We start from the raw sequence: 23,219 nt of genomic DNA on the forward strand, positions 1-23,219 counted from the left end.
GCTGTTAACGCGTGGCCCGCGCCGACGTTCCGAAGCGCCGCATGCGCGCGCGCTCGAAAGCCAGGGTCGCGTGCAACCGCGGCGGTCACTTCCGCATCCCTGCGAGCGTCCAGTCCGCGTTGCCGCCGGGAGTCACCATGACCTTCGGCGGATGCTGCCCGCTACCCGGGTGATATACCTTGCTACAACACCATAGGGGTCACGTCCGTCCATGTCCACGAACCACGCGTTTCCGGGGCTGCGCCCCACATTGGCAATCGCCGCCCTGACCGCTTGCCTGACGCTCGCAGGCTGCAAGGGCGGGGGCGACGCGCAGGCCAAGCCGGCCGAAGACAAGGGCCCGGATGCGATCCCGGTGGAGGTGGAAAAGGTGTCCCGGCGCGCGATCGCCGCGAGCTACGGCAACACCGCCACGCTGGAGCCGCGGGCCGAATCGCAGGTGGTAGCCAAGACCTCCGGCGTTGCGCTCGAGGTCCTGGTCGAGGAGGGACAGACGGTCCGCGCCGGCCAGGTGCTGGTGCGCCTGGATCCGGATCGCTCGCGCCTGCAGGCCGCGCAGAGCGCAGCGCAGATGCGCAAGCTCGAAGCCAACTTCAAGCGCGCACAGCAACTGGAGGCGCAGCAGATGGTCAGCGCCAACGACCTCGACCAGCTGCGCTACGACCTCGAGAACGCCCGCGCGGTGAACCGGCTGGCCAACCTCGAGCTGTCCTACGCCAACGTGGTGGCGCCGATCTCCGGCGTGATCGCCTCGCGCGACATCAAGCCGGGCAATTTCGTGCAGATCAACTCGCCGATCTTCCGCATCGTCGACACCGCGCGCCTGGAGGCCACGCTCAACGTCCCCGAGCGCGAGATCGCCAAGCTGCGCGCCGGACAGGCGGTGGAGCTGACCGTGGATGCGCTGCCCGGCAAGCGCTTTACCGGCACGGTGGACCGCGTGGCGCCGGTGGTCGACACCGGCAGCGGCACGTTCCGCGTCGTGGCCGGCTTCGCCGGCGGCGGCGAGCTGCAGGCGGGCATGTTCAGCCGCCTGGCGATCCGCTACGACCAGCGCGAGGATGCGCTCGTGGTGCCGCGCCGCGCACTGCTCGAGGATGGTGGCGAACCGGCGGTGTATGCGGTGCGCGAGGGCAAGGCGACGCGGGTGCCGCTGCAGCTGGGCTACTCCGACGGCGGTTGGGTCGAGGTGCGCAAGGGCCTGGCCGAAGGCGATGCGGTGGTGGTCGCGGGCAAGGCGGCGCTGCGCGAAGGCACGGCGGTGCAGGTGCTCGGAGATGCGGCGGCGGCCAAGTCCGCGACTGCTGACGCCGGGGCCAAGTCCGCGACCGCGGACGCCGGTGACGCCGCCAAGCAGGCAGCCGACTGATGGCTCCCCACGATCCGCCGCCCGGCGCTGGCGGCTTCGACATCGTCGAATTCTCGACCCGGCGTCGCGTCACGGTCGCGATGATGACGCTGACCCTGGTGCTGTTCGGCCTGATTTCGCTCTCGGGCCTGAAGGTCGAACTGCTGCCGGACCTGAGCTACCCCACGCTCACCGTGCGCACCGACTACGAAGGCGCGGCACCGACCGAGGTCGAGACCCTGATCTCGCAACCGGCCGAAGAAGCACTGGGCGTGGTCAAGGGACTGCGCAAGCTCAAGTCGATCTCGCGCACCGGGCAGAGCGACGTGGTACTCGAGTTCGCCTGGGGCACCGACATGGAGCAGGCGGGCCTGGATGTGCGCGACAAGATGGAGACGCTGCAGCTGCCGCTGGAGGCCAAGCCGCCGGTGCTGCTGCGCTTCAATCCGTCGACCCAGCCCATCATGCGCCTGGCCCTGTCCTCGAAGCAGGAGGCGGGTAGCGAAGCCGACGCCGTGCGCAGCCTCATGGAACTGCGTCGCTACGCCGACGACGACCTGAAGCGCAAGCTCGAACCGGTGTCCGGAGTGGCGGCGGTCAAGGTCGGGGGCGGACTCGAGGACGAGATCCAGGTCGAGATCGACCAGCGCCGCCTGGCGCAGCTGGGCATCCCGCTCGACACGGTGATCCAGCGGCTGCAGCAGGAGAACGTGAACCTGTCGGGCGGGCGCCTGGAAGAGGGTTCGCAGCGCTACCTGGTGCGCACCGTCAACCAGTTCGCCACCGTCGAACAGATGGGCGAGATGCTGCTCAATCCCGCGGGCGGCAATGGAGCGGGGGCGACGTCGACCGGCGAGAACCGGCAGCTGATGACCGCCATCCTCGGCAGTCGCGATCCCAACGTGATCGCCGCCCTGCGCAGCGATGCGGGCGGCGGCGGGGCGTCGCCCGTCCGGCTGAAGGACGTGGCCGTGGTGCGCCAGGGCTACAGCGAGCGCGAGGCGGTGATCCGCGCGGCCGGCAACGAAGCGGTCGAACTGGCGGTCTACAAAGAAGGCGACGCCAATACCGTGTCCACCGCCGACGCACTGGAGGCGCGCCTGAAGCAGGTGCGCGAGGAGCTTCCCGGCGATATCGAACTCACCGTGGTCGAAGACCAGTCGGTCTTCATCCGCCACGCGATCAGCGACCTCAAGTTCGACGCGGTGCTGGGCGGCCTGCTGGCGGTACTGCTGATCTTCCTGTTCCTGCGCGATGGCTGGAGCACCTTCGTCATCTCGCTGTCCCTGCCGATCTCGATCATCGCCACCTTCTTCTTCATGGGCCAGCTCGGGCTGAGCCTCAACCTGATGTCGCTCGGCGGCCTGGCCCTGGCGACCGGCCTGGTGGTGGACGACTCGATCGTGGTGCTCGAATCGGTGGCCAAGGCGCGCGAGCGCGGCCTGGGCATCCTGGAGGCCGCGATCTCGGGCACGCGCGAGGTGTTCATGGCGGTGGTGGCCTCCACCCTGACCACGATCGCGGTGTTCCTGCCGCTGGTGTTCGTCGAGGGCATCGCCGGCCAGCTGTTCCGCGACCAGGCGCTGACGGTCTCGATCGCGATCGCGGTGTCGCTGCTGGTGTCGATGACCCTGATCCCGATGCTGAGTTCGCTCAAGGGTCGCGCGCCGCTGGCGTTCCCGGAGGAGGAGCCGCATCCGCAGTGGCGGCCGGACAGCCGCTGGAAGAAGCCCGTGGCGGCGACCGGCCGCGGCATCGGCGCGACCGTGCGCGGCCTGGCCTTCGGCGCGATCTGGCTGGTGGTCCGCGCCTGGCGGGTACTGGTGGCGGTGGTGTCGCCGGTGATGGGCAAGGCCAGCGACATCGCCATGGCGCCCTACAACCGTGCGGAGGCCGCCTATCTGCGGCTGCTGCCGCGTGCGCTGGTGCGGCCATGGCCGGTGCTGGCCGGCTCGGTCCTCGCCTTCGCGCTCACCATGGCGGTGCTGCCGTTCATGGGCATGGACCTGATCCCGCAGCTGGCCCAGGACCGGTTCGAGATGACCGCCAAGCTGCCGCCGGGCACGCCCCTGGCGCAGACCGACGCATTGATCCGCGACGTCCAGCGCAAGCATGCCGACGAGGACGGCGTGCGTCTGCTGTACGGCGTATCCGGTACCGGCACGCGGCTGGACGCCAGCCCCACCGAGAGCGGCGAGAACATCGGCAAGCTGTCGGTCGTGATGGACGACACCTCGCGCGAACAGGCCCTGACCGACCGCCTGCGCGCCACCATGGCCGAGCATCCCGCCGCGCAGGTGGACTTCGCCCGGCCCGAACTGTTCGCGCTTTCGCCACCGCTGGAGATCGAGATCGAGGGCAGCGATCTGGAGGCGATCCGCGTCGCCGGCGTGCGCCTGGCCGGCTTGCTGCGCGAGAACCCGCACTACGCCGACGTCAAGTCGACCGTGGAGCAGGGCTATCCCGAGATCCAGATCGTGTTCGACCACGACCGCGCCGCGGCGCTGGGCCTGACCTCGCGGCAGATCGCCGACGCGGTGGTCAACAAGGTGCGCGGCAACGTCGCCACCCGCTACAGCTTCCGCGACCGCAAGATCGACGTGCTGGTGCGGGTGCGCGAATCGGAGCGTTCTTCGGTGGACGACATCCGGCGCCTGATCGTCAATCCCGGCACTGGCGCGCCGGTCGAGCTCGGCTCGGTCGCCGACGTGGTGTCGACCACCGGACCCAGCGAGATCCATCGCGCCGACCAGCGCCGCGTGGCCCTGGTCTCGGCCAACCTGCGCGACATCGACCTGGGTGCGGCGATCACCGAGGTGCAGCAGATGGTGGCGGCCAATCCGCTGGGACCGGATGTCGACATGCGCATTGGCGGCCAGGGACAGGAACTGGGCGAGTCGGTGCGCTCGCTGGTGTTCGCCTTCGCGCTGGCGGTGTTCCTGGTGTACCTGGTGATGGCCTCGCAGTTCGAGTCGCTGCTGCACCCGTTCGTGATCCTGTTCACCATCCCGCTGGCGATGGTCGGCGCGATCGCGGCGCTGCTGCTGACCGGTTCGCCGATCTCGGTGGTGGTGTTCATCGGCCTGATCCTGCTGGTGGGCCTGGTGGTCAAGAACGCGATCATCCTGATCGACAAGGTCAACCAGTTGCGCGAGGCCGGCATGGCCAAGCGCGATGCGCTGGTGGAAGGCGCGCGCTCGCGCCTGCGACCGATCATGATGACCATGCTCACCGCGGTGTTCGGCTTCATGCCGCTGGCGCTGGCCTTCGGCGAAGGCGCCGAAGTGCGCTCGCCGATGGCGGTCACGGTGATCGGCGGCCTGCTGGTCTCCACCTTGCTCACCCTGGTGGTGATCCCCGTGGTCTACGACCTGCTCGACCGCAAGCCCGACGAGTACTACGCCGAGCGCGGCCGCCGCGCCCAGGCCACGGCCAGGCAGGTGGCGCAGGTGCTGGCCAACGAGCAGGACGCGCTCGACGGCTCGGGCGTGCGGAGCTGAGCCGATGAACATCACCGAGCTGTCCATCCGCCGCCCGGTCACCACCATCATGCTGTTCGTCTCGATGGTGGCGATCGGCCTGATCGCCTCGTTCCGGTTGCCGCTGGAAGCGGAGCCGGAGGCGACGATCCCGTTCTTCTTCGTCTCGCTGCCGTATCCGGGGTCCACGCCCGAGGAGGTCGAGCGCAACATCCTGCGGCCGGTGGAGGAGGCGCTGGCGACGATGCCGGGCATCAAGTCGATGAACTCCCGCGCCAACGCCGAGGGCGGCCAGATCCAGGTCGAGTTCAGCGACTGGAACCGCGATATCGCCATCGCGGCTTCGGAGGCGCGCGAGCGCATCGACGCGGTGCGCGACCAGCTGCCCGACGATTTCCGTCGCTACTTCGTGCAGCGCTGGACGACCAGCGACCGCGAGGCGATGAGCGTGCGGTTGACCAGCGACGACGACCTCACCGCGCGCGCGGACCTGATCGAACGCAGCGTCAAGCAGCGCCTGGAGCGGCTGCCCGGCGTGGCGCGGGTGGAGGTGGAGGGCGTGGCCCGTCAGGAAGTACTGGTCGCACTCGACAAGGACCGGCTCAGCGCGCACGGCGTGGCGCTCAACGAGCTGGTGCAGCGTCTGCAGGCGGCCAACTTCTCGGTGTCGGCCGGACAGATCACCCAGGACGGACAGCGACTGCGCGTGCAGCCGCGCGGCGAACTGCAGGAGCTGCAGGCCCTGCGCGATCTGCCCATCGGCAATCGCGGCACCCGGCTGTCGGACGTGGCCGAAGTCAGCCTGCAGCCGCAGCGCATGAACTACGTGCGCCAGCTGGAAGGCAAGCCCAGCGTCGCGGTGGACGTGTACAAGGAGCGCGCCGCCAACCTCGTGGACCTATCGCGCGCGGTGCGGGCAGAGGTCGCCGTCCTCGAGCAGGATCCGGCCATGCGCGGCATCGGCTTCGAGATCACCGACGACCAGGGCGAGGCGGTGACCGGTTCGCTGCTGGCCCTGGCCGAGGCGGGCGCCATCGGCCTGGCGCTGTCGGTGATCGTGCTGTACGCGTTCCTGCGGCATTGGCCATCGACCCTGATGGTGACCGCCGCCATCCCGATCTGCTTCATCATGACCCTGGGTTTCATGTACTTCGCCGGGATCACGCTCAACATCATCTCGATGATGGGCCTGCTGCTGGCGGTGGGCATGCTGGTGGACAACGCGGTGGTCGTGGTGGAAAGCATCTACCAGGAGCGCGAGAAGTACCCCGACAAGCCCGCGCTGGCCTCGATCATCGGCACTCGTCATGTCGCGATCGCCCTGTCGGCCGGCACGCTGTGCCACTGCGTGGTGTTCCTGCCGATGCTGTTCGGCGAGAACAACATCATCACCATCTACCTGTCGCAGCTGGCGGTGACCATCTCGGTCTCGCTGCTGGCCTCGTGGCTGGTGGCGGTGAGCCTGATTCCCATGCTGTCGGCGCGCATGAAGACGCCGCCGGCGCTGCGCTCGCCCTTCATTAACGGCATGCAGCAGCGCTATGCGCGGCTGCTGCGCTGGACCCTCGATCACCGGGGCTGGAGCGTGGCGGGCATCCTCGCCATTTCGCTGGTCAGTACCTACCCGATGATGAACACCAAGGGCGGCGGCGACGACGGCGACGACAGCTCCATCAACATCTACTACCAGTGGAAGGGCGCCTATTCCAAGGAGGAGATGGGGCGGGAAGTGGCGCGCGTCGAGGACTTCGTCAACGCCAACCGCGAACGCTTCCGGATCGACAAGGTCTACAGCCGCTACAGCGAACAGGGCTGGGCGTTCACGCGGCTGTTCCTGGATATCAACGATCGCGAGCTGACCAAGCAGATCGAGGAACAGGTGCGCGAAGGCCTGCCCAAGTCCGCGCGGGCGACCATCGGTATCGGCTGGCCCGGAGGCATGGGCAGCGAAGGGCAGGGGATCCGCTTCAGCCTGGTCGGCGATTCCACCGAGGCGCTCGAGGAGCTGGCCGACGACATCGTCCCGATGCTCAACCGCAACCCCGCCTTGCGCGACGTGCGGGTGGACACCGGCGATGCCAACACAGAGCTGTCGGTGCGGGTGGACCGCGAGCGGGCCGCGGCCTACGGCTTCAGTGCGCAGGAGGTGGCCCAGTTCGTCAGCATGGCGCTGCGCGGGTCGTCGCTGCGCGATTTCCACCGCGACGACGTCGAGATTCCGGTCAACGTGCGCTTCGCGGGCTCCGAGAACTACGGCTTCGAGGACTTGGCCACCTTCATGGTGCGCGCGCCCGGGGGCACCGAGGTGCCGCTGCTGGCGATGGTCGACGTGGCGGTCAATCCCGCCTCGACGGCGATCCAGCGGATGAACCGCCAGACCATGCTGCGGATCGAGGCCGGGCTTGCGAAGGACGTGTCCATGGAGGATGGGCGCAAGGCGATCGAGACGACGCTCGACGGGATGCAGTTCCCGCCTGGCTACGGCTACACCTTCACCGGCATGGGATTCAACATCAACTTCGACGGCATGCAGCAGATGGTGCAGGCGATCGTGATCGCCCTGGTGCTGATGCTGGTGATCATGGCCGCGGTGTTCGAATCGCTGCTGTTCCCGACCGCGATCATGTCCTGCGTGCTGTTCTCGATCTTCGGGGTGTACTGGCTGTTCTGGATCACCGGCACCGAGATGAACATCATGGCGGTGATCGGCATCCTGGTGCTCATGGGCGTGGTGGTGAACAACGGCATCGTCATGATCGAGCACATCAACAATCTGCGCCGGCGTGGCGTGGCGCGCACCGATGCGCTGGTCGAAGGCAGCCGCGAGCGCCTGCGCCCGATCATGATGACGATGGGCACGGCGATCCTGGCGATGATCCCCATCGCGCTCAACACCGACACCGCCGAGGGCATGCCGCCCTACCACCCCATGGCACGGGCGATCGCGGGTGGCCTGGCGTTCTCCACCGTGGTCAGCCTGCTATTCCTGCCCACGATCTATGCGCTGCTCGACGATCTGCGCAATGGCACATCGCGCCTGGTGCGGCGTGCGCGCGGGCGCAGGACGGACAGCGCGACGGCGGCGCTGGCGACGGACATGTAATCGCAACGCGGCGCCGGGTAGGACGGCGCGACTGGATGCGAGGCCGGCCTGCGTGCCGGCTTCGCGGATCGGAACGGGCAGGACTGGGCGACGCCGGGCCGGGCGCCTTCGCGGATGGCTCTGTTGCGCCGTAGGCCGCCCACAACGCGCGGCGGTCACGGGCAGCGCCGGCCGTCGCGTCGTCGTGCCGCACGGCACCTCCCAAAACCTGGTGGAACGAGAACATGCAGGCAGCGCTGGTCGAGATTTCGGTGCACATGGCGGTGGTCGCGCTCCTGGCTGGTCTGGTCTCGCTGGCGCCTGGCGTGAGGCTGCGCCCCGCCTGGCTCATGGGCGCGCTGCTGCTGATGCTGCTGCGAGACGCGCTGGTGCTGCGCGGTTATGGGCTGGTGCCCAACCTGCTGCCGGGCAGCTGGGCCTGGACCGGCAAGCTGCTCGCCACGGCCGGTCTGCTGGCGGTCGCGGCGCTGCCCTGGTTGGGGCTGCGACGCTGTGGGTTGCGCCTGGCGCAGGCGCCGGGTTCCCGGCCGGCCTGGATCGTGTTTGCCGTGCTAGCGGTCGCGATCTTCGCGATGGCCTACGCCTACGGCGAAGGCCCGGCTGACCTCGACACGATCGCGTTCCAGTGGACCATGCCCGGGATCGAAGAGGAACTGTTCTACCGCGGGGTGCTGCTGCTGGCGCTCAACGAGGCACTGGGCGAAGGGCCGCGCGCGCGCTTCGCCGGGATCGGCTGGGGCGGGCTGCTGACCAGCGTTGCGTTCGGCCTGGGCCACGCCCTGTTCTGGCGCGACGGCGGGCTGTCGTTCGATCCGCTGGCGATGGCGCTGACCGCAGGACCCGCCGTGCTGCTGGTCTGGTTTCGCGCGCGGACCGGCAGTCTGCTGCTGCCGGTGCTGGCGCACAACGTCGCGAACGGCGCGTTCACCCTGTTCTGAGGGCGCGGCTCAGGCGAACAGCCGCGCCAGCATCCGTGCGCCGCCGGTCCACACGCCGATGGCCGTTCCCAGCGAGGTGAGGAAGAAGTTGACCAGCACGCGCGCCACCCGGTTGCGCCACCAGCCGCGCACGGTGTTCACGTCCTCGCGCAGGGCCATGAAATCGGCGTAGGTGGGTTTGCGCAGCCAGGCCTCGATCAGCGCGCTGACGGTGCCCGAAGCCAGTGCGGGATGCAGCGGCGTGAACGGCGAAGAGAGGAACGCGCCGAGGATGCTGAGCGGATGGCCGCCGGCCACCAGGCACCCCAGCGCGCCAAGCCCGCCGGTCCACAGCACCCAGTACAGCAGCAGGTCGGTCCCCACGTCGAAGCCGCCCGCGGCGAAGCCCCAGGCGAAGCCGCCGAGCAGGAACGCGGCGATGCACAGTTCCATGACCGGCAGCTTCGACTTCGGCTTCACCGTTTCGAGCGCTGCGGTGATGTCGGTCGGCGCCCCGTTCTCGTCGCGCAGATGTCGGGCCAGGCCGTCCAGGTGTCCGGCGCCGACCACGGCCAGCACCTCGCGCGCCCCGCCCGCGGTTTCGCGCAGCCGCGCGGCCATGTAGCGGTCGCGTTCGGCGATCAGCGCCTCGTACAGTTCGGGCGTCTGCTCGGCGAACTCGCTGAGGCTCGCCTGCAGCATGTCGCCCTGCTTGAGTTTCTCGATGTCGTGTTCGGCGACGTCCTCGTCCACCACCAGGCCTGCGACCAGGCCACCGCTCAGCTTGGCCCGCTGCCACCAGCCCAGCCGCTGCAGGGCGCGTCGGAATGTCAGGCCGACATCGCGGTCGATCAGGTGCACCGGCGTTCCGCGCGCGCGCGCGTCCTCCACCGCGGCCTTCAGTTCGGCGCCGGGCTCGATGTCGAGCTGTTCGGCCAGGCGACGCTGGTAGCTGGCCAGGGCCAGGTTGGCGGCGAACAACGGCGTCTTGCCCTCGCGCAACACCTTGACCAGATCCAGCCGCGCGAGCGCGTCGGGATCGGTGACGGCCGCGAGGCGCTGCTCGTCCAGTTCGACCGCGACTGCATCGAAACCGCCGCTGGCGATCGCCTCGCGCACGGCGGCCACGCTGGCGCGGGACACGTGGGCGGTGCCGAGCAGGGTATAGCGCACGCCGTCGCGTTCGACGAAGGCGTGGGGCTGCGACCGCCAGTCGGCGGCGGGATGGTCGGGTGCGTTCAAGGACTGGTCCGAAGGGGAGGGCCGGGCCGTTGTCGCGACGAGGGCTCGTGGCGCCGGCACGGTGTCGGGTGCGACAGGGTAGAGCCTCGCGCGCGGACGGAAAAGCGCTGCGCGCCTCGATCAGCGCGGCGTGTCCAGTCCGCATGTGGCGAAGGCCTCGTCCAGTTCGCCCCGCGCCGCGGCCGGAGTGGTCCGCGCGACCTGCCGTCCGCCAATGAAGTCCGCGACCTGCGACAGCACCCGCGCGTCACGCAGCAGCCGTCGATGTCCGAGGCCGCGCACGCTCGCCAGGCGGGCGCCTGGCCAGGCCCGCGCCACCGCTTCGCCGTGGGTCCAGGGCACCTCCGGGTCCTCGCGGTCGTGCACGAGCAGCAGCGGCGGCAGTGCGCGAAGGCGGGGCAGGGAGGGGATGTCGAAATCCGTCCAAGGGCGACCGAGCCGGCGCTCGACGTGGAGACGGAAGGCGGCGGTCACCGCGGCGCTGGCGCCGATCGCGCCTGCGAACGGGCCGGTCGCCATCGACGGCAGCGCAAACGGGGCGAGGAACGCGATCCGCGCCGGACCGGCCCAGCCGTCGCGCAAGGCCAGTGCGGTGGCTGTGCAGCCGCCCGAGTGGGCAACCAGTCCGGCGACCGGACCCACGGCCGCGGCCACCACGCGCAGCGCGTCGGCGATCTCGATCATGCTCACCCGGCGACCGCCGAACCGGCTGGGGCCCGAGACGCCATGGGCGGGTGCGTCGAAGGCGACCACGCGCATGCCCCGCGCGAGCAATGCCTCTCCGGCCGCCCGCATCTGGCCGGCGTTTCCGCCCCAGCCATGCACCAGCAACACGGTCGGCCCGCTGCCCCAGGACCAGGCTTGCAGCGGGTGGCCATGCACGCGCACATCGAGCGCGCGGCCGCGCGCGAGCCAACGCATGCCCTCGCCACGCGGCTGCGTCCGTGGCGGCGTGAACCACAGGCGGTCGAACAGGGCGAGGGCCTGGCCGGGCGCGAGCCGCGAAAGCGCGCGCATGCCGGTGCGCAGCAGCACCAGGCGCCAATCGCGGGCGAGCCAGGTGGCCTCGGGAACGCCAGCAGGTCGATCCGGTGGCCCCGCGGCGGTATCCCGACGTGCGGGCACCTCGATTTCAGAACGAACGATCGTGCTATTTTCAGGCGGTACGAAATCCATGTCGGGCCTCGCGGGCGGTCAGGAAACGGAAGGAGTCTGGTAGCCGCGGATCAGGCGTTCGAATGCGCGCTCGCCGCGCACGGCCGCCTCGTCGTAGCCGGTCAGCCCCGCGTCGTGATGGATCGCCAGGGCCAGCGCGTACATCTCGAATGCGAACTGCGCGGGGTCGGTACCGGGTTCGAGTTCGCCGGTGTCGATCGCCAGCTGTACGGCGTGGGCCAGCTGTTCGCGCCAAGCCGCTTCGAGCCGCAGCAGCCTTTCTCGGATCGCGCCAGGCCGGTCGTCGTACTCGGTCGCCGCGGCCAGGAACAGGCAGCCGCCATCATGCTCATGCCGGACCCACACGGACCAGCGGGCGAAGATGGCGCGCAGCCGAGGTAGCCCCCGACTCTCTTTCAGCGACGGCAGCAGGACGAACTGGATGAACAGTTCGCCAGCCCGTTCCAGAGTGGCCAGCTGCAGTTCCTCGCGGGAACCGAAGTGCGCGAACACCCCGCTCTTCGACATGCCCACCTGCTCGGCGACGATGCCGATGGTCAGCCCCTCGAGGCCGTTCACGCACGCCAGTGAATACGAACGCGCGAGGATGGCCTCACGCGTGCTGGCCCCCTTGGAGACGGCTGCTGTGCGCATGCCGCGATAAAAGCACGACCGTTCGTTTCGGGCAAGTACCCCAGCCTTGGCGCGGGATGTGAACCGCCCGGTTAGTCGAGGTAGCGCTTGAGCAGGCCGTCGTAGGCGTCGATCCGGCGGTCGCGCAGGAACGGCCAGATGCGCCGCACATGCTCGCTGCGCTGCAGGTCCACCTCGGCCATGAGGATGGTCGAGTCCGTCCCCGCCTCGGCCAGGAACTCGCCCTGCGGCCCCAGCACGTGGCTGTTGCCCCAGAAGTCGATGCCGCCGGCGCCCACGGGGCCATCGGCTGCCAGCGGCGAGGGCTCGTGGCCGACACGGTTGCACGACAGCACCGGCAGGCCGTTGGCGACCGCGTGGCCGCGATGGCTGAGGATCCAGGCATCGCGCTGGCGGGTCTTCTCGGCCTGGGTGTCGGTCGGGTCCCAGCCGATGGCGGTGGGATAGAGCAGCAGCTCCGCGCCGGCCAATGCCATCAGGCGCGCGCCTTCCGGGTACCACTGGTCCCAGCACACCAGCACGCCCAGGCGCCCCACCGAGGTGTCGATCGGCTGGAAGCCGAGGTCTCCGGGGGTGAAATAGAACTTCTCGTAGAAGCCAGGATCGTCCGGGATGTGCATCTTGCGGTACTTGCCCGCGATGTTGCCGTCCTTCTCGAACACAACCGCGGTGTTGTGATAAAGCCCGGCCGCGCGCCGCTCGAACAGCGACGACACCAGCACCACCCCGTGTTCGCGGGCGAGGGCGCCCAGGCGCTCGGTGCTGGGTCCGGGGATGGGTTCGGCCAGGTCGAACTCGTCGACGGACTCGTGCTGGCAGAAGTAGCAGCCGTTGTGCAGTTCCTGCAGCAGGACCAGCCGCGCGCCCCGGCGGGCGGCCTCGGCCACGCGCTCGGTGATGACGGCGAGGTTGGCGTCGGCGTCGCCGTGATTGCGTTCCTGGACCAGGGCGACGGGAAGAATGCGCTTGTTCATGCGCGCATTGTAGGCCTTGCGCCGTGTCCGCCGCGGGAACGCGGCGGACGCCGCAGGCGCCGCTCCCTCAGGCGGCCAGGCCCGCAGGCAGTTGCATGGTCACGCAGTGCAGGCTGCCGTTCTGCCAGATCAGCGGGCGGCAGGGGACCGGCACGATCTCGCGCTCCGGAAATGCCTCCCGCAGTACCGCCGCCGCTGCGGCATCGGCGGCGTCGCCGTAGGCCGGCATCAGCACCGCGCCGTTGACGATGAGGAAGTTGGCGTAGGAGGCCGCCAGCCGGCGCCCTGCGTCCAGCACCGGTGCCGGCCAGGGCAGGGCGAACAGCCGATACGGCTGGCCCTGCGTCGTACGCAGCGCGGCCAGCTCGGCAGCCATGGCCTGGAGGCCGGGGTAATGGGCATCGGACGGGTCGTCGCAGCCCTGGTAGACGATGGCGTCGGGCGCCGCGAAGCGCGCCAGGGTATCAATATGGGCGTCGGTGTCGTCGCCCTCGAGCTGGCCATGCTGCAGCCACAGCACCCGGTCCTGGGCCAGCCAGCCGGCGAGGCGGTCACCCAGTTCATCGGGCGTGACGCCAGGATGGCGCTCGCCCAGACAGGTCCAGGTGCTCAGCAGCGTGCCTGCGCCATCGGTCTCGATGGCGCCACCTTCCAGTGCGAAATCAATCGATTGCCGGGAACTGTTGGAGAAGATTCCAAGGTCGTGCAGCCGTTCCACCAGCTGGTCGTCCTGCTGCGCCTCGAACTTGCCGCCCCAGCCGGTGAAGCGGAAATCCAGCAGCCGGAAGCCGTCGCCTTCGCGCAGGGTGATGGGGCCGGAGTCGCGCAGCCACGTGTCGTCGTAGGGCACCTCGACGAAGCGCACCCGCTCCATGTCCACACGGGCGGAGGACAGCCGCGCGCGGGCATAGGCCTCCACGTCGGCATCGGCCACGCACACGATCGCGGGCTGGAAGCGGGTGATGGCCGCGACCAGCGCGATGTAGGTGTCCTCGACCTCAGCGAGCCGGTCGGCCCAGTCGGTGTCGGCGTTCGGCCATGCCAACAGGATCGCGGACTGGGGCTCCCACTCCGCGGGGAAACGCACTGACGGTTGGGTCATCTCGGCTCGGGCTGTCTGTTCCGGATGCTCAGCGGATCGCCGGCTTCGGGCCGGTTTCGCTGGCGGTCGCCTGGTTGAGCACTGCGTCGATCACGCGCTCGCGCTCGAAATACACGGTGAACTGGGGGTACACCCAGCGGTGGATGGTCGGCCACTGGCGCTTCTGCCCGCCGCGCGGCTCCAGCCGCCGGCTTGGCGCGCCGAAACGCGCTTCCACCTGGCTGGTGCTCAGGCCACGCTCGGGCAATGCCACCTGCGCCTTCTGCTGCGCGCGATCGACCAGCAGGGTGTCGGCGGATGCGCCGCCAGCGAAGCACAGCAGGGCGGACAGGAGAAGGCAGGACGTCGTGCGCATGGTCGGGTTTCCTCTGGCGCGGACCGGTTGGGTAGGCCCGGGCGTTTTAGCAGATTCGCGCCTGCCGCGCCGTGCGTCATGCCGCGTTGGCGACACGCCGCAGGGCGATCGGCCCCGGTGCGCGGACACGCAAAAAGGCCGCATCGCTGCGGCCCCTTGCTGCCTGCCTTGCCGACCCGGTTGCGACGCGTGGCCGCCGGGTCGCGCGGATCAGCGCTGGCGCGCCTTGAAACGCGGGTTGGACTTGCAGATCACGAAGACCTTGCCACGGCGACGAACGACCTTGCAGTCGCGGTGACGGGCCTTCGCCGACTTCAGGGAGGACAGGACCTTCATGGGAAACCTCGGGGAATGCGGGGTTGAAAAAGTAAGCCGCGCATTATAGCGGCTGTTTCCCTGGGCGTTCAAGCGGTTGCCTAGGCCCGCGCGCGGTCCGGGCGCCTGCGCCGGGCCTGCGGGATAATCTGAAGCCCCCATACTGCAGCCATCGCCATGCCAGACGCCGTCCCCGTCCTCACCATCGACGGCCCTTCCGGGTCCGGCAAGGGCACCATCAGCCGCCTGGTGGCGCGCCAGCTGGGCTGGCACTACCTGGATTCCGGCGCGTTGTACCGCGCGGTGGGAGTGGCGGCCGGCTGGGCCGGGATCGATCTCGACGACGACGGCGCGCTGGTCCGATGCACCTTCGACACCCAGGTCGACTTCCAGGAAGCGGCCGACGGCGAGCTGCGCGTGCTGGTCAATGGCCACGATGCGACCGATGACCTGCGGACCGAAACCGCTGGCGCCGCGGCGTCGGCCATCGCAGCGATTCCGGAGGTGCGAACAGCGCTCAAGGATCGCCAGCGCGCGTTCCGGCAGCTGCCGGGCCTGGTCGCCGACGGTCGCGACATGGGGACGGTGATCTTCCCGGAGGCGCCTTTCAAGGTGTTCCTGACGGCCAGCGCCTCCGAGCGCGCCGAGCGGCGCTATAAACAGTTGAAGGACAAAGGGGTTTCGGTGACAATGGACGGTCTGCTGCGCGAGATCCTCGCGCGCGACGCCCGAGACGCCAGCCGTCCGGTAGCGCCGCTGCGGCCGGCGAGCGATGCCGTCCACATCGACACTACCGGGTTGGGGATCGACGAGGTCGTCGAACGCGTGCTCAAGGTGGTGGCGCCGTAACCGGGGCACCGCCCGTCGCAGGTTTTCCTGAACCGGGATCGCCGCCAGCGAGCATCGGGACAGTGCAGCAGACAACGGCCCGTCCGGGAAGTTCCCGGACGGATCTTCCACCACAACACTCACGGCCACACGCAATCCCGCGCCGGCCGACAAACGGGTGGACCGTGATGCCCATACCGGGCAAGCGGTCTGTGTCATCAACCGAGTAACTCAAATGACCGAATCATTCGCAGAACTGTTCGAAGCCAGCCAGTCGCACCTGGCCAAGCTCAAGCCGGGCGCCATCGTCACCGGCACCGTCGTGCAGGTGCGCACCGACGTGGTCGTCATCAACGCCGGCCTCAAGTCCGAAGGCATCGTGCCGATCGAACAGTTCCGTAACGACGCCGGCGAGATCGACGTCGCCGAGGGCGACGTCGTCAAGGTCGCCCTCGACTCGCTCGAGAACGGCTTCGGCGAGACCGTGCTGTCGCGCGAGAAGGCCAAGCGCGCCATGGTCTGGGACGAGCTGGAAGAAGCGCTCGAGAAGAACGAGACCATCGTCGGCCGCATCAGCGGCAAGGTGAAGGGCGGTTTCACCGTCGACATCAAGGACGTCCGCGCGTTCCTGCCGGGTTCGCTGGTCGACGTGCGCCCGGTCCGCGACCCGGTGTACCTCGAGGGCAAGGAACTCGAGTTCAAGCTCATCAAGCTCGACCGCAAGCGCAACAACGTGGTCGTGTCGCGCCGCGCCGTCGTCGAGAGCGAGCACTCCGAGGAGCGCGAGGCGCTGATGGAGAAGCTGGTCGAGGGCGCCGTGCTCAAGGGCGTGGTCAAGAACCTCACCGACTACGGCGCGTTCGTCGACCTGGGCGGCATCGACGGCCTGCTGCACATCACCGACATGGCCTGGAAGCGCGTGCGCCATCCGTCCGAAGTCGTTGAAGTGGGCCAGGAGCTGGACGTGCGGGTGCTCAAGTACGACCGCGAGCGCAACCGCGTCAGCCTGGGCCTCAAGCAGCTGGGCGAGGATCCGTGGGACAACATCGCCCGCCGCTACCCGTCCAACACCCGCGTGTTCGGCAAGGTCTCCAACGTCACCGACTACGGCGCGTTCGTCGAGATCGAGCCGGGCGTCGAGGGTCTGGTGCACGTGTCCGAGATGGACTGGACCAACAAGAACGTCAACCCGTCCAAGGTGGTGCAGGTCGGCGACGAGCTCGAGGTCATGGTGCTGGACGTGGACGAAGAGCGTCGCCGCATCTCGCTGGGCATCAAGCAGGTCACGTCCAATCCGTGGGAGACCTTCGCGGCCATCCACAAGAAGGGCGACAAGGTGTCGGGCCAGATCAAGTCGATCACCGACTTCGGCATCTTCATCGGTCTGGACGGCGGCATCGACGGCCTGATCCACCTCTCGGACATCAGCTGGAACTCCACCGGCGAGGAAGTCGCGCGCAACTTCAAGAAGGGCGACACCCTTGAGGCGGTGGTGCTGGCGGTCGATCCGGAGCGCGAGCGCATCTCGCTGGGCGTCAAGCAGCTCGAGCAGGATCCGTACGGCCAGTTCCTGGCCAACCACCCGCGCGGCTCGAAGGTCACCGGCACGGTGAAGGAAGTCGACGCCAAGGGTGCGGTCATCGACCTGGGCGAGGGCGTGGAAGGTTACGTCGCCGCGCGCGATGTCGCCGACGTCCGCGTCGACGACGCCAGCCAGCACCTGAAGGTGGGCGATTCGATCGAGGCCAAGTACATCGGCCAGGATCGCAAGAGCCGCACCCTGCAGCTGTCGATCCGCGCCAAGGACGAGGCCGAAGCGGCCGAGACCCTCGCCGAGTACAACAAGGTGGCGGCCGAGGCTTCCAGCGGTACCACCAAGCTGGGCGCGCTGCTGCGCGAGCAGCTGGAGAACAAGTCCGAGTAATCGGGCTTGCGGCGTCAGCCGCGTCGCCCGGCCGCGAGGCCGGGCGACTGGAAAGAAGGATGGCCCGGCGCTGCCGGGCCATCCATCCGAGTGTCCACGGGTGCGTCGACGATGACCAAATCGGAACTGATCGAGATCCTCACCCAGCGCCAGGCGCACCTGAAGGCCGACGACGTCGACCTGGCGGTGAAGTCGCTGCTGGAGATGATGGCCGGCTCGCTGGCCAACGGCGAACGGATCGAGATCCGCGGCTTCGGCAGCTTCTCGCTGCATTTCCGCCCGCCCCGCACCGGTCGCAATCCCAAGACGGGCGAGGCGGTTGCGCTGCCCGGCAAGCACGTCCCCCATTTCAAGCCCGGCAAGGAGCTGCGCGAGCGCGTCACCGCGGTGGTTCCGCTGCCGCTCGAGGACTAGGCGCGTCGCGCCCGTCTGCAGCGCATGCGACTGCTCCGGATCCTCTTCGCCACCGTCTTCATCGCGCTGGGCATCGTCCTTGGCGCACTCAATCCACAATCGGTCGCCCTCGATCTCGGCGTCGCGGTGCTGCACCCTGGCCTTGGGGTGGCACTGCTCTCGGCGGTACTGCTGGGCGCGATCGTCGGCGGACTGGCGCTGGCGCTGGGCGTGATCGTGCCGCTGCGCCGCGACCTCGAACGCAAGCGCGGGCGCGACGACGCGCCGCCTTTCCCCCATGACACCGGAGTCTGAGCCATGGCATTCGTCACCGAGTGGTTCTGGTTCTTCCTGCTGCTGCCCCTGGCCGCGCTCAGCGGCTGGGTGATCGGCCGGCGTGGCGGCGAGCGCCACAGCGACACGCAGGTGAGCCGGCTCTCCACTACGTATTTCCGCGGCCTGAACTATCTGCTCAACGAGCAGCCGGACAAGGCGATCGAGCTGTTCCTGCATATCGCCGAGCTCGACAAGGAGACCTTCGAAACCCAGCTCGCGCTCGGACACCTGTTCCGCCGTCGCGGCGAGGTCGACCGCGCGATCCGCCTCCACCAGGGGCTGGCGCAGCGGCCGGACCTGAGCGACCAGCAGAAGGTGCAGGCGCTGCTGGCGCTGGGCGAGGACTACATGAAATCGGGCCTGCTGGACCGTGCCGAGGTCGTGTTCACCGATCTGGCCAGGATCGACCAGCGCGCACCCCAGGCGCTGCGCCACCTGATCGGGATCTACCAGGCCGAGCGCGACTGGGCCAAGGCCATCGAGAACGCGACCCGCTACGAGGCTGCGACCGGCGAACCCATGGGCAAGCTGATCGCGCATTTCGAATGCGAACTCGCCGACCGTCTGCGTCTGGCCGGCGATGGCGATGGCGCGCGGGCGGCGGTGGTGCGTGCCTATGCCGCCGATTCCAAGTCGGTGCGCGCCGGCATCCTCGAAGGCCGCCTGGAGACCGACGCAGGCAACGATGCCGCCGCGATCCGGGCCTATGAACGTGCTGCGCGCCACGACACCGACTTCCTGCCCGAAGTGCTGCCGGCCCTGCTTGCCGCCTACGGGCGGGTAGGGGACGCCTCCGGCGCACGCAAGTTCCTGGCGGAGATGAGCGAGCACTATCGCGGCATCGCCCCTGTCCTCGCGTTGGCGCGGTTGCTGGAGGAGCAGGACGGGGTGCCGGCGGCGCGCAGTTACCTGGCCCAGCAGCTCAAGGATCGTCCTTCGGTTCGCGGCGAAGCGGCGCTGATCGACCTGACCCTGGCCGAGGACACCGGCTTTGCCGCGACGCTGCAGGACCTGCGCCTGATCACCGAGCAGTTGCTGGTGCGCAATCCCAGCTATCGCTGCAACCGTTGCGGCTTCGGCGCGCGCAGCCACCACTGGCAGTGTCCGAGCTGCAAGGAGTGGGGCACCATCAAACCATTGCTGAATTACGCCGTTGTCTGACGTGGCCTGGGGCGGGCTTGCGATCTGGCTGCTGGCGGGACTCGGGTTGGGCGGCCTCGGCACGTGGCTCGCTCGTGGTTATGCGCTGCGCCGCCAGCTGATCGACCAGCCTGGCGAACGGCGCAGCCACCGTCAGGCCACGCCACGCGGCGGTGGGGTCTCGATCGTGCTGGTGTTGCTGGCCGCGATGCTGGCCCTGGCGCTGCATGCGCCTGCGCGTGCGAACGAACTGGCTTGGGCAGGGGCGGGCCTGCTGCTGGTGGCGGGCATCGGATGGATCGACGACCACCGTCCACTGCCGGCGACATGGCGCCTGGCCGTGCACGTATTGGCTGCCGGGCTGCTCTGCACCGGACTCTGGCATGCCGGCGCAGGCGCGCTCGACCTGGCGACCGCGGCCTTGGCCGTGGTTGTGCTGGTCAATGTCTGGAACTTCATGGATGGCATCGACGGCATCGCAGCCAGCCAGGCGGCGCTGGTAGCGATCGCCTATGGCCTGTTCGCCGCGCAGGGGCCGGTGCTGTGGTTGGGCCTGGCGCTCGCGGCAGGGGCGTGCGGCTTCCTGCCCTTCAATTTTCCGCGCGCGAGAGTGTTCTTGGGCGATGTGGGAAGCGGCGCACTGGGTTACGCGCTGGCGGCACTGCTGGCCCTGTCGTCCCTGCGGGCCGAGCCCTCGGCGAGAATGCTGCTGCTGTTGCCCCTGCTTCCGTTCCTGCTTGACGCTACCTTGACGCTGCTTTCGCGCATTGTAAGAGGCGAACGCTGGTGGGAAGCGCATACCCAGCACGCCTATCAGGCCTGGGCAAGACGGCATGGCCACGTGCCCGTTACCTTGTCCTATGCATGTGCGGCGGCGGGAGCCTCGCTGGCAACATTTGCCATGCGTTCATCGAGTGTCGCGCTTATCATGGTGTGCTACGCAACGTTTCTTGTCCTGGGGGGGATGGCTTGGAAGCTGTCGCGCGTACGTTCCATGGATAGGAATCCAGACACCCTCGGAGACGGGAAGCCCTGAAGATGCTCAGCATGAAGGATCGGGTCGCGGTCACCCTGCCGCGACTGGCTGTGGTCGCACATGACTTGGGCATGGTGTGGCTGTGCTGGCTGGCATTGCACCAGTTCCGCTATGCGTTGCAGCCGCTCAACGCCGCGCCCGGCCTGACGGCGGTCGAGGTGTTCCTGGTGCTCGTGGCACAGGGCGCCGTGTTCTGGCAGGTGGGTCTGTATCGCGGCGTGTGGCGCTTCGCCAGCCTCCCCGACCTGCTGAACATCCTCAAGGCGTCGGTGATCGGCCTGATGGCGATCATGCTGGCCCTGTTCGTCTACAACCGGCTGGACCAGGTGCCGCGCTCGGTCCTGCTGCTGTATCCATTGCTGCTGACCGCGATGCTGGGCATGCCCAGGCTGCTGTACCGGGCGTGGAAGGACCACAGCATCGCGCGTACCGACAAGGCTTCGATCCGGGTGCTGATCCTGGGCGCGGGCCAGGCCGGTGAGACCCTGGTCCGCGACCTGCGCCGCGCCGGTGCCTACGATCCGGTCGGCTTCCTGGACGATGCGGCCAAGTTGCGCGGCAGCCGCCTGCAGGGCATTCCGGTGCTCGGCAAGGTGGAGGACGTGGCGCGGATCGCGCCGGAAACCGCCGCCGGGCTGCTGGTCATCGCCATGCCGTCGGTCGACGCGCCCACCATGCGCCGCGTGGTGGCGGCCTGCGAACAGACCGGGCTGCCGTTCCGCACCGTTCCGCGCCTGGACGACATGCTCGAAGGGCGCTCGCTGCCGGGCGAACTCAAGGAAGTGGCAATCGAAGACCTGCTTGGCAGGCAGCCGGTAACCCCCGACTGGAAGGCGATCCGCGGCTGGCTTGGCGGCCGCAGCGTGCTGGTGACCGGCGCGGGCGGCTCGATCGGGGGCGAGTTGTGCCGGCAATGCGCCCGCCACGGCGCCAGCCGGATCGCCTTGATCGAGATCGACGAACTTGCCCTGATCGTGGCCGAGTCCGAACTCCGGCGGGACTTTCCTCAGATCCAGTGCATCCCAGTGCTGGGCGACTGCGGCGACCCCGCGGTGATGCGGCACGCCCTGCGCCTGTGCAACCCGGACGCGGTGTTCCATGCGGCCGCCTACAAGCAGGTCCCGGTCCTGGAGGGACAGCTGCGAGAGGCGGTGCGCAACAACGTGCTGGCCACCGAGGTGGTCGCCCGGGAATCCGCAGCCGCGAAGGTCGGCACTTTCGTGCTGATCTCCACCGACAAGGCGGTCGATCCGGTCAACGTGCTCGGGGCGACCAAGCGGCTGGCCGAGATGGTCTGCCAGGCCCTCGCAGAGCCTGACGGCACGCATTTCGTGACGGTGCGCTTCGGCAATGTGCTGGATTCGGCCGGCAGCGTGGTCCCGGTGTTCCGGGAGCAGATCCGCAACGGCGGCCCGGTGACGGTGACCGATCCGGAAGTGACCCGCTACTTCATGACCATCCCGGAGGCCTGCCAGCTGATCATGCAGTCGGTGGCGATCGGTTCCCGCGAAGCGGTCTACACCCTGGACATGGGCGAGCCGGTGCCGATCCGGTTGCTGGCCGAGCAGATGATCCGTCTTGCCGGCAAGCAGCCGGGGCGCGACATCGCCATCGTCTACACCGGATTGCGGCCTGGCGAGAAACTGCACGAGACGCTGTTCCATGCCGACGAGCGTTATCGGCCGACGCTGCATCCCAAGATCCTGCAGGCCGAGGCGCGCTCGGTTTCGCGCGAGAAGATCCAGTCGGCGCTGGCCGGTCTGCGGGAAGCGTCGGTCGCCTTCGACGTGGAGGCGCTGGGCCGGCTGCTGCGCGAAGCCCTGCCGGAATTCCAGCCCGCGCGGGCCGCTGAAGAGCGCGACGGCACCGGCACGGTCGTGGCATTCCCCGCTAGACAGGCACGCAGGATATGAGTCAACGCATTCGCAAGGCAGTGTTCCCGGTGGCAGGACTGGGGACGCGGTTCCTCCCCGCGACCAAGACCGTCCCCAAGGAAATGCTGCCGATCGTCGACCGGCCGCTGATCCAGTACGCGGTAGACGAAGCGGTGGAAGCGGGGTGCGACACCCTGGTGTTCGTGACCAACCGCTACAAGCACGCCGTGGCCGATTACTTCGACAAGGCCTACGAACTCGAGCAGAAGCTCGAGAAGGCCGGCAAGCAGGAGCAGCTCGAGCTGGTGCGTCACGTGCTGCCCAGGGGCGTGCAGGCGGTGTTCGTCACCCAGGCCGAAGCGCTCGGTCTGGGCCACGCGGTGCTGTGCGCCAAGCCGGTGGTCGGCAACGAACCGTTCGCCGTCCTGCTGCCGGACGACCTGATCTGGAATCGCAGCGGCGACGGAGCGCTCAAGCAGATGGCCGACCATGCCGAGGCCCACGGGGTCGGTGCGATCGCGGTGCAGGACGTGCCGCGCGAGCAGACCGGCAGCTACGGCATCGTGCAGACCGAGGGCTTCCACGACCGCCATGGCGCCATCCGCCGCATGGTGGAGAAGCCCAGTCCCGAGGCGGCGCCCAGTACGCTGGCCGTGGTCGGCCGCTACATCCTGCCCGGCGGCATCTTCGAACATCTGGAAAAGACCGGCCGTGGCGCCGGCGGCGAGATCCAGCTCACCGACGCGATCGCCAGCCTGCTGGCCGAGCAGCAGATCGATGCCTACCGCTTCCGCGGTACGCGCTTCGATTGCGGCACGCATATCGGCCTGGTCGAGGCGACCATCCGTTTCGCGCTGGACCACGAGAAGATCAGCGACGCGGCCCGCGATGCGATGGCGAACGCCCTGCGCGAACTCGGCGTGACCGAACTCAACTGACGTAGCGGCGCGGCCGCAGGCGGCAGGAGCGTCCGCCGTCTGCAGGTGTCTGGCCCGTGCCGATGCGGGACGCCGGCCGCTTGCCGCGGCAGACAAGGAGACGGCC

Annotated in this window: 19 protein-coding genes; 12 read left to right on the top strand and 7 right to left on the bottom strand. The window is 68.9% G+C overall.

From position 1 onward, the window contains the following. The first annotated feature begins 211 nt into the window (after positions 1 to 211). From ACQYVW_RS00460 to ACQYVW_RS00475, 4 genes are all read left to right on the top strand, one after another. A complete protein-coding gene (locus ACQYVW_RS00460) occupies positions 212 to 1,369 on the top strand; it encodes an efflux RND transporter periplasmic adaptor subunit (protein ID WP_434945674.1) in 1,158 nt (385 codons plus the stop codon). Further along, on the top strand, positions 1,369 to 4,848 hold the full coding sequence (locus ACQYVW_RS00465; RefSeq protein ID WP_434945675.1) for an efflux RND transporter permease subunit: 3,480 nt from the start codon (positions 1,369 to 1,371) through the stop codon (positions 4,846 to 4,848). The genes ACQYVW_RS00460 and ACQYVW_RS00465 overlap by 1 nt, the downstream gene beginning before the upstream one ends. A 4-nt stretch (positions 4,849 to 4,852) precedes the next feature. Continuing rightward, positions 4,853 to 7,930 carry an efflux RND transporter permease subunit gene (locus ACQYVW_RS00470; protein ID WP_434945676.1) on the top strand — a complete coding sequence of 1,026 codons (3,078 nt, stop codon included), beginning with the start codon at positions 4,853 to 4,855 and terminating at the stop codon, positions 7,928 to 7,930. Between the two features lie 224 nt (positions 7,931 to 8,154). Continuing rightward, on the top strand, positions 8,155 to 8,868 hold the full coding sequence (locus ACQYVW_RS00475; protein ID WP_434933074.1) for a CPBP family intramembrane glutamic endopeptidase, BDIM_20840 family: 714 nt from the start codon (positions 8,155 to 8,157) through the stop codon (positions 8,866 to 8,868). A 9-nt stretch (positions 8,869 to 8,877) separates the two neighbouring features. On the opposite strand, the gene ACQYVW_RS00480 is transcribed toward ACQYVW_RS00475, so the two are convergent. The 7 genes from ACQYVW_RS00480 to ykgO form a co-directional block, all read right to left on the bottom strand. Beyond that, positions 8,878 to 10,089 carry a TraB/GumN family protein gene (locus tag ACQYVW_RS00480; protein WP_434945677.1) on the bottom strand — a complete coding sequence of 404 codons (1,212 nt, stop codon included), beginning with the start codon at positions 10,087 to 10,089 and terminating at the stop codon, positions 8,878 to 8,880. 120 nt (positions 10,090 to 10,209) lie between these two features. Then, a complete protein-coding gene (locus ACQYVW_RS00485; RefSeq protein ID WP_434945678.1) occupies positions 10,210 to 11,124 on the bottom strand; it encodes an alpha/beta fold hydrolase in 915 nt (304 codons plus the stop codon). A gap of 159 nt (positions 11,125 to 11,283) precedes the next feature. Further along, positions 11,284 to 11,898: a TetR/AcrR family transcriptional regulator gene (locus ACQYVW_RS00490; protein ID WP_434933077.1), complete on the bottom strand. Its 615-nt coding sequence runs from the start codon at positions 11,896 to 11,898 to the stop codon at positions 11,284 to 11,286. Positions 11,899 to 11,969: 71 nt separating this feature from the next. Continuing rightward, the gene (locus tag ACQYVW_RS00495; protein WP_434945679.1) at positions 11,970 to 12,872 is read right to left on the bottom strand and encodes a carbon-nitrogen hydrolase; all 903 of its coding nucleotides are present in this window, start codon (positions 12,870 to 12,872) and stop codon (positions 11,970 to 11,972) included. Positions 12,873 to 12,939: 67 nt separating this feature from the next. Then, positions 12,940 to 13,974 carry an agmatine deiminase family protein gene (locus ACQYVW_RS00500; RefSeq protein ID WP_434933079.1) on the bottom strand — a complete coding sequence of 345 codons (1,035 nt, stop codon included), beginning with the start codon at positions 13,972 to 13,974 and terminating at the stop codon, positions 12,940 to 12,942. Between the two features lie 28 nt (positions 13,975 to 14,002). Then, a complete protein-coding gene (locus ACQYVW_RS00505) occupies positions 14,003 to 14,329 on the bottom strand; it encodes a hypothetical protein (protein ID WP_434945680.1) in 327 nt (108 codons plus the stop codon). A 210-nt stretch (positions 14,330 to 14,539) separates the two neighbouring features. Beyond that, positions 14,540 to 14,665, bottom strand: coding sequence for a type B 50S ribosomal protein L36 (gene ykgO / locus ACQYVW_RS00510; RefSeq protein WP_010342887.1), 126 nt, complete (start codon positions 14,663 to 14,665; stop codon positions 14,540 to 14,542). A gap of 156 nt (positions 14,666 to 14,821) precedes the next feature. On the opposite strand from ykgO, the gene cmk reads away from it, so the two are divergent. The 8 genes from cmk to galU all read left to right on the top strand — a co-directional run bounded on the left by cmk (position 14,822) and on the right by galU (position 23,113). After that, positions 14,822 to 15,493 (top strand): (d)CMP kinase, encoded by a 672-nt coding sequence (gene cmk / locus ACQYVW_RS00515; protein WP_434945681.1) that lies wholly within the window; start codon positions 14,822 to 14,824, stop codon positions 15,491 to 15,493. Between the two features lie 214 nt (positions 15,494 to 15,707). Then, the gene (gene rpsA, locus ACQYVW_RS00520; RefSeq protein ID WP_434945682.1) at positions 15,708 to 17,396 is read left to right on the top strand and encodes a 30S ribosomal protein S1; all 1,689 of its coding nucleotides are present in this window, start codon (positions 15,708 to 15,710) and stop codon (positions 17,394 to 17,396) included. Positions 17,397 to 17,507: 111 nt separating this feature from the next. Further along, on the top strand, positions 17,508 to 17,810 hold the full coding sequence (locus ACQYVW_RS00525) for an integration host factor subunit beta (protein ID WP_434933084.1): 303 nt from the start codon (positions 17,508 to 17,510) through the stop codon (positions 17,808 to 17,810). Between the two features lie 24 nt (positions 17,811 to 17,834). Further along, positions 17,835 to 18,104 carry a LapA family protein gene (locus ACQYVW_RS00530; RefSeq protein WP_434945683.1) on the top strand — a complete coding sequence of 90 codons (270 nt, stop codon included), beginning with the start codon at positions 17,835 to 17,837 and terminating at the stop codon, positions 18,102 to 18,104. Positions 18,105 to 18,107: 3 nt separating this feature from the next. Then, positions 18,108 to 19,286, top strand: coding sequence for a lipopolysaccharide assembly protein LapB (lapB, locus tag ACQYVW_RS00535; protein WP_434933086.1), 1,179 nt, complete (start codon positions 18,108 to 18,110; stop codon positions 19,284 to 19,286). 1 nt (position 19,287) lies between these two features. Beyond that, on the top strand, positions 19,288 to 20,301 hold the full coding sequence (locus ACQYVW_RS00540) for an MraY family glycosyltransferase (protein WP_434933110.1): 1,014 nt from the start codon (positions 19,288 to 19,290) through the stop codon (positions 20,299 to 20,301). Between the two features lie 2 nt (positions 20,302 to 20,303). Next, the gene (locus ACQYVW_RS00545) at positions 20,304 to 22,214 is read left to right on the top strand and encodes a polysaccharide biosynthesis protein (protein WP_434945684.1); all 1,911 of its coding nucleotides are present in this window, start codon (positions 20,304 to 20,306) and stop codon (positions 22,212 to 22,214) included. Continuing rightward, positions 22,211 to 23,113, top strand: a complete 903-nt coding sequence (galU, locus tag ACQYVW_RS00550; RefSeq protein ID WP_434945685.1) for a UTP--glucose-1-phosphate uridylyltransferase GalU — start codon at positions 22,211 to 22,213, stop codon at positions 23,111 to 23,113. Before ACQYVW_RS00545 ends, galU begins: the two co-directional genes overlap by 4 nt. Positions 23,114 to 23,219: the final 106 nt, after the last annotated feature.

Origin of the sequence: Luteimonas campi (genome assembly GCF_051162505.1) — a bacterium.
Classification (GTDB): Bacteria; Pseudomonadota; Gammaproteobacteria; order Xanthomonadales; family Xanthomonadaceae; genus Luteimonas.

Excerpts from the sequence above, each read along its gene's own strand:
- ACQYVW_RS00465 (WP_434945675.1), top strand. The coding sequence starts at position 1,369 with ATGGCTCCCCACGATCCGCCGCCCGGCGCTGGCGGCTTCGACATCGTC.
- galU (WP_434945685.1), top strand. The coding sequence starts at position 22,211 with ATGAGTCAACGCATTCGCAAGGCAGTGTTCCCGGTGGCAGGACTGGGG.
- ACQYVW_RS00525 (WP_434933084.1), top strand. The coding sequence starts at position 17,508 with ATGACCAAATCGGAACTGATCGAGATCCTCACCCAGCGCCAGGCGCAC.
- ACQYVW_RS00470 (WP_434945676.1), top strand. The coding sequence starts at position 4,853 with ATGAACATCACCGAGCTGTCCATCCGCCGCCCGGTCACCACCATCATG.
- ACQYVW_RS00545 (WP_434945684.1), top strand. The coding sequence starts at position 20,304 with ATGCTCAGCATGAAGGATCGGGTCGCGGTCACCCTGCCGCGACTGGCT.
- ACQYVW_RS00495 (WP_434945679.1), bottom strand. The coding sequence starts at position 12,872 with ATGAACAAGCGCATTCTTCCCGTCGCCCTGGTCCAGGAACGCAATCAC.
- ACQYVW_RS00530 (WP_434945683.1), top strand. The coding sequence starts at position 17,835 with ATGCGACTGCTCCGGATCCTCTTCGCCACCGTCTTCATCGCGCTGGGC.
- ACQYVW_RS00490 (WP_434933077.1), bottom strand. The coding sequence starts at position 11,898 with ATGCGCACAGCAGCCGTCTCCAAGGGGGCCAGCACGCGTGAGGCCATC.
- ykgO (WP_010342887.1), bottom strand. The coding sequence starts at position 14,665 with ATGAAGGTCCTGTCCTCCCTGAAGTCGGCGAAGGCCCGTCACCGCGAC.
- ACQYVW_RS00500 (WP_434933079.1), bottom strand. The coding sequence starts at position 13,974 with ATGACCCAACCGTCAGTGCGTTTCCCCGCGGAGTGGGAGCCCCAGTCC.
- cmk (WP_434945681.1), top strand. The coding sequence starts at position 14,822 with ATGCCAGACGCCGTCCCCGTCCTCACCATCGACGGCCCTTCCGGGTCC.
- lapB (WP_434933086.1), top strand. The coding sequence starts at position 18,108 with ATGGCATTCGTCACCGAGTGGTTCTGGTTCTTCCTGCTGCTGCCCCTG.
- ACQYVW_RS00505 (WP_434945680.1), bottom strand. The coding sequence starts at position 14,329 with ATGCGCACGACGTCCTGCCTTCTCCTGTCCGCCCTGCTGTGCTTCGCT.
- ACQYVW_RS00475 (WP_434933074.1), top strand. The coding sequence starts at position 8,155 with ATGCAGGCAGCGCTGGTCGAGATTTCGGTGCACATGGCGGTGGTCGCG.
- ACQYVW_RS00460 (WP_434945674.1), top strand. The coding sequence starts at position 212 with ATGTCCACGAACCACGCGTTTCCGGGGCTGCGCCCCACATTGGCAATC.
- rpsA (WP_434945682.1), top strand. The coding sequence starts at position 15,708 with ATGACCGAATCATTCGCAGAACTGTTCGAAGCCAGCCAGTCGCACCTG.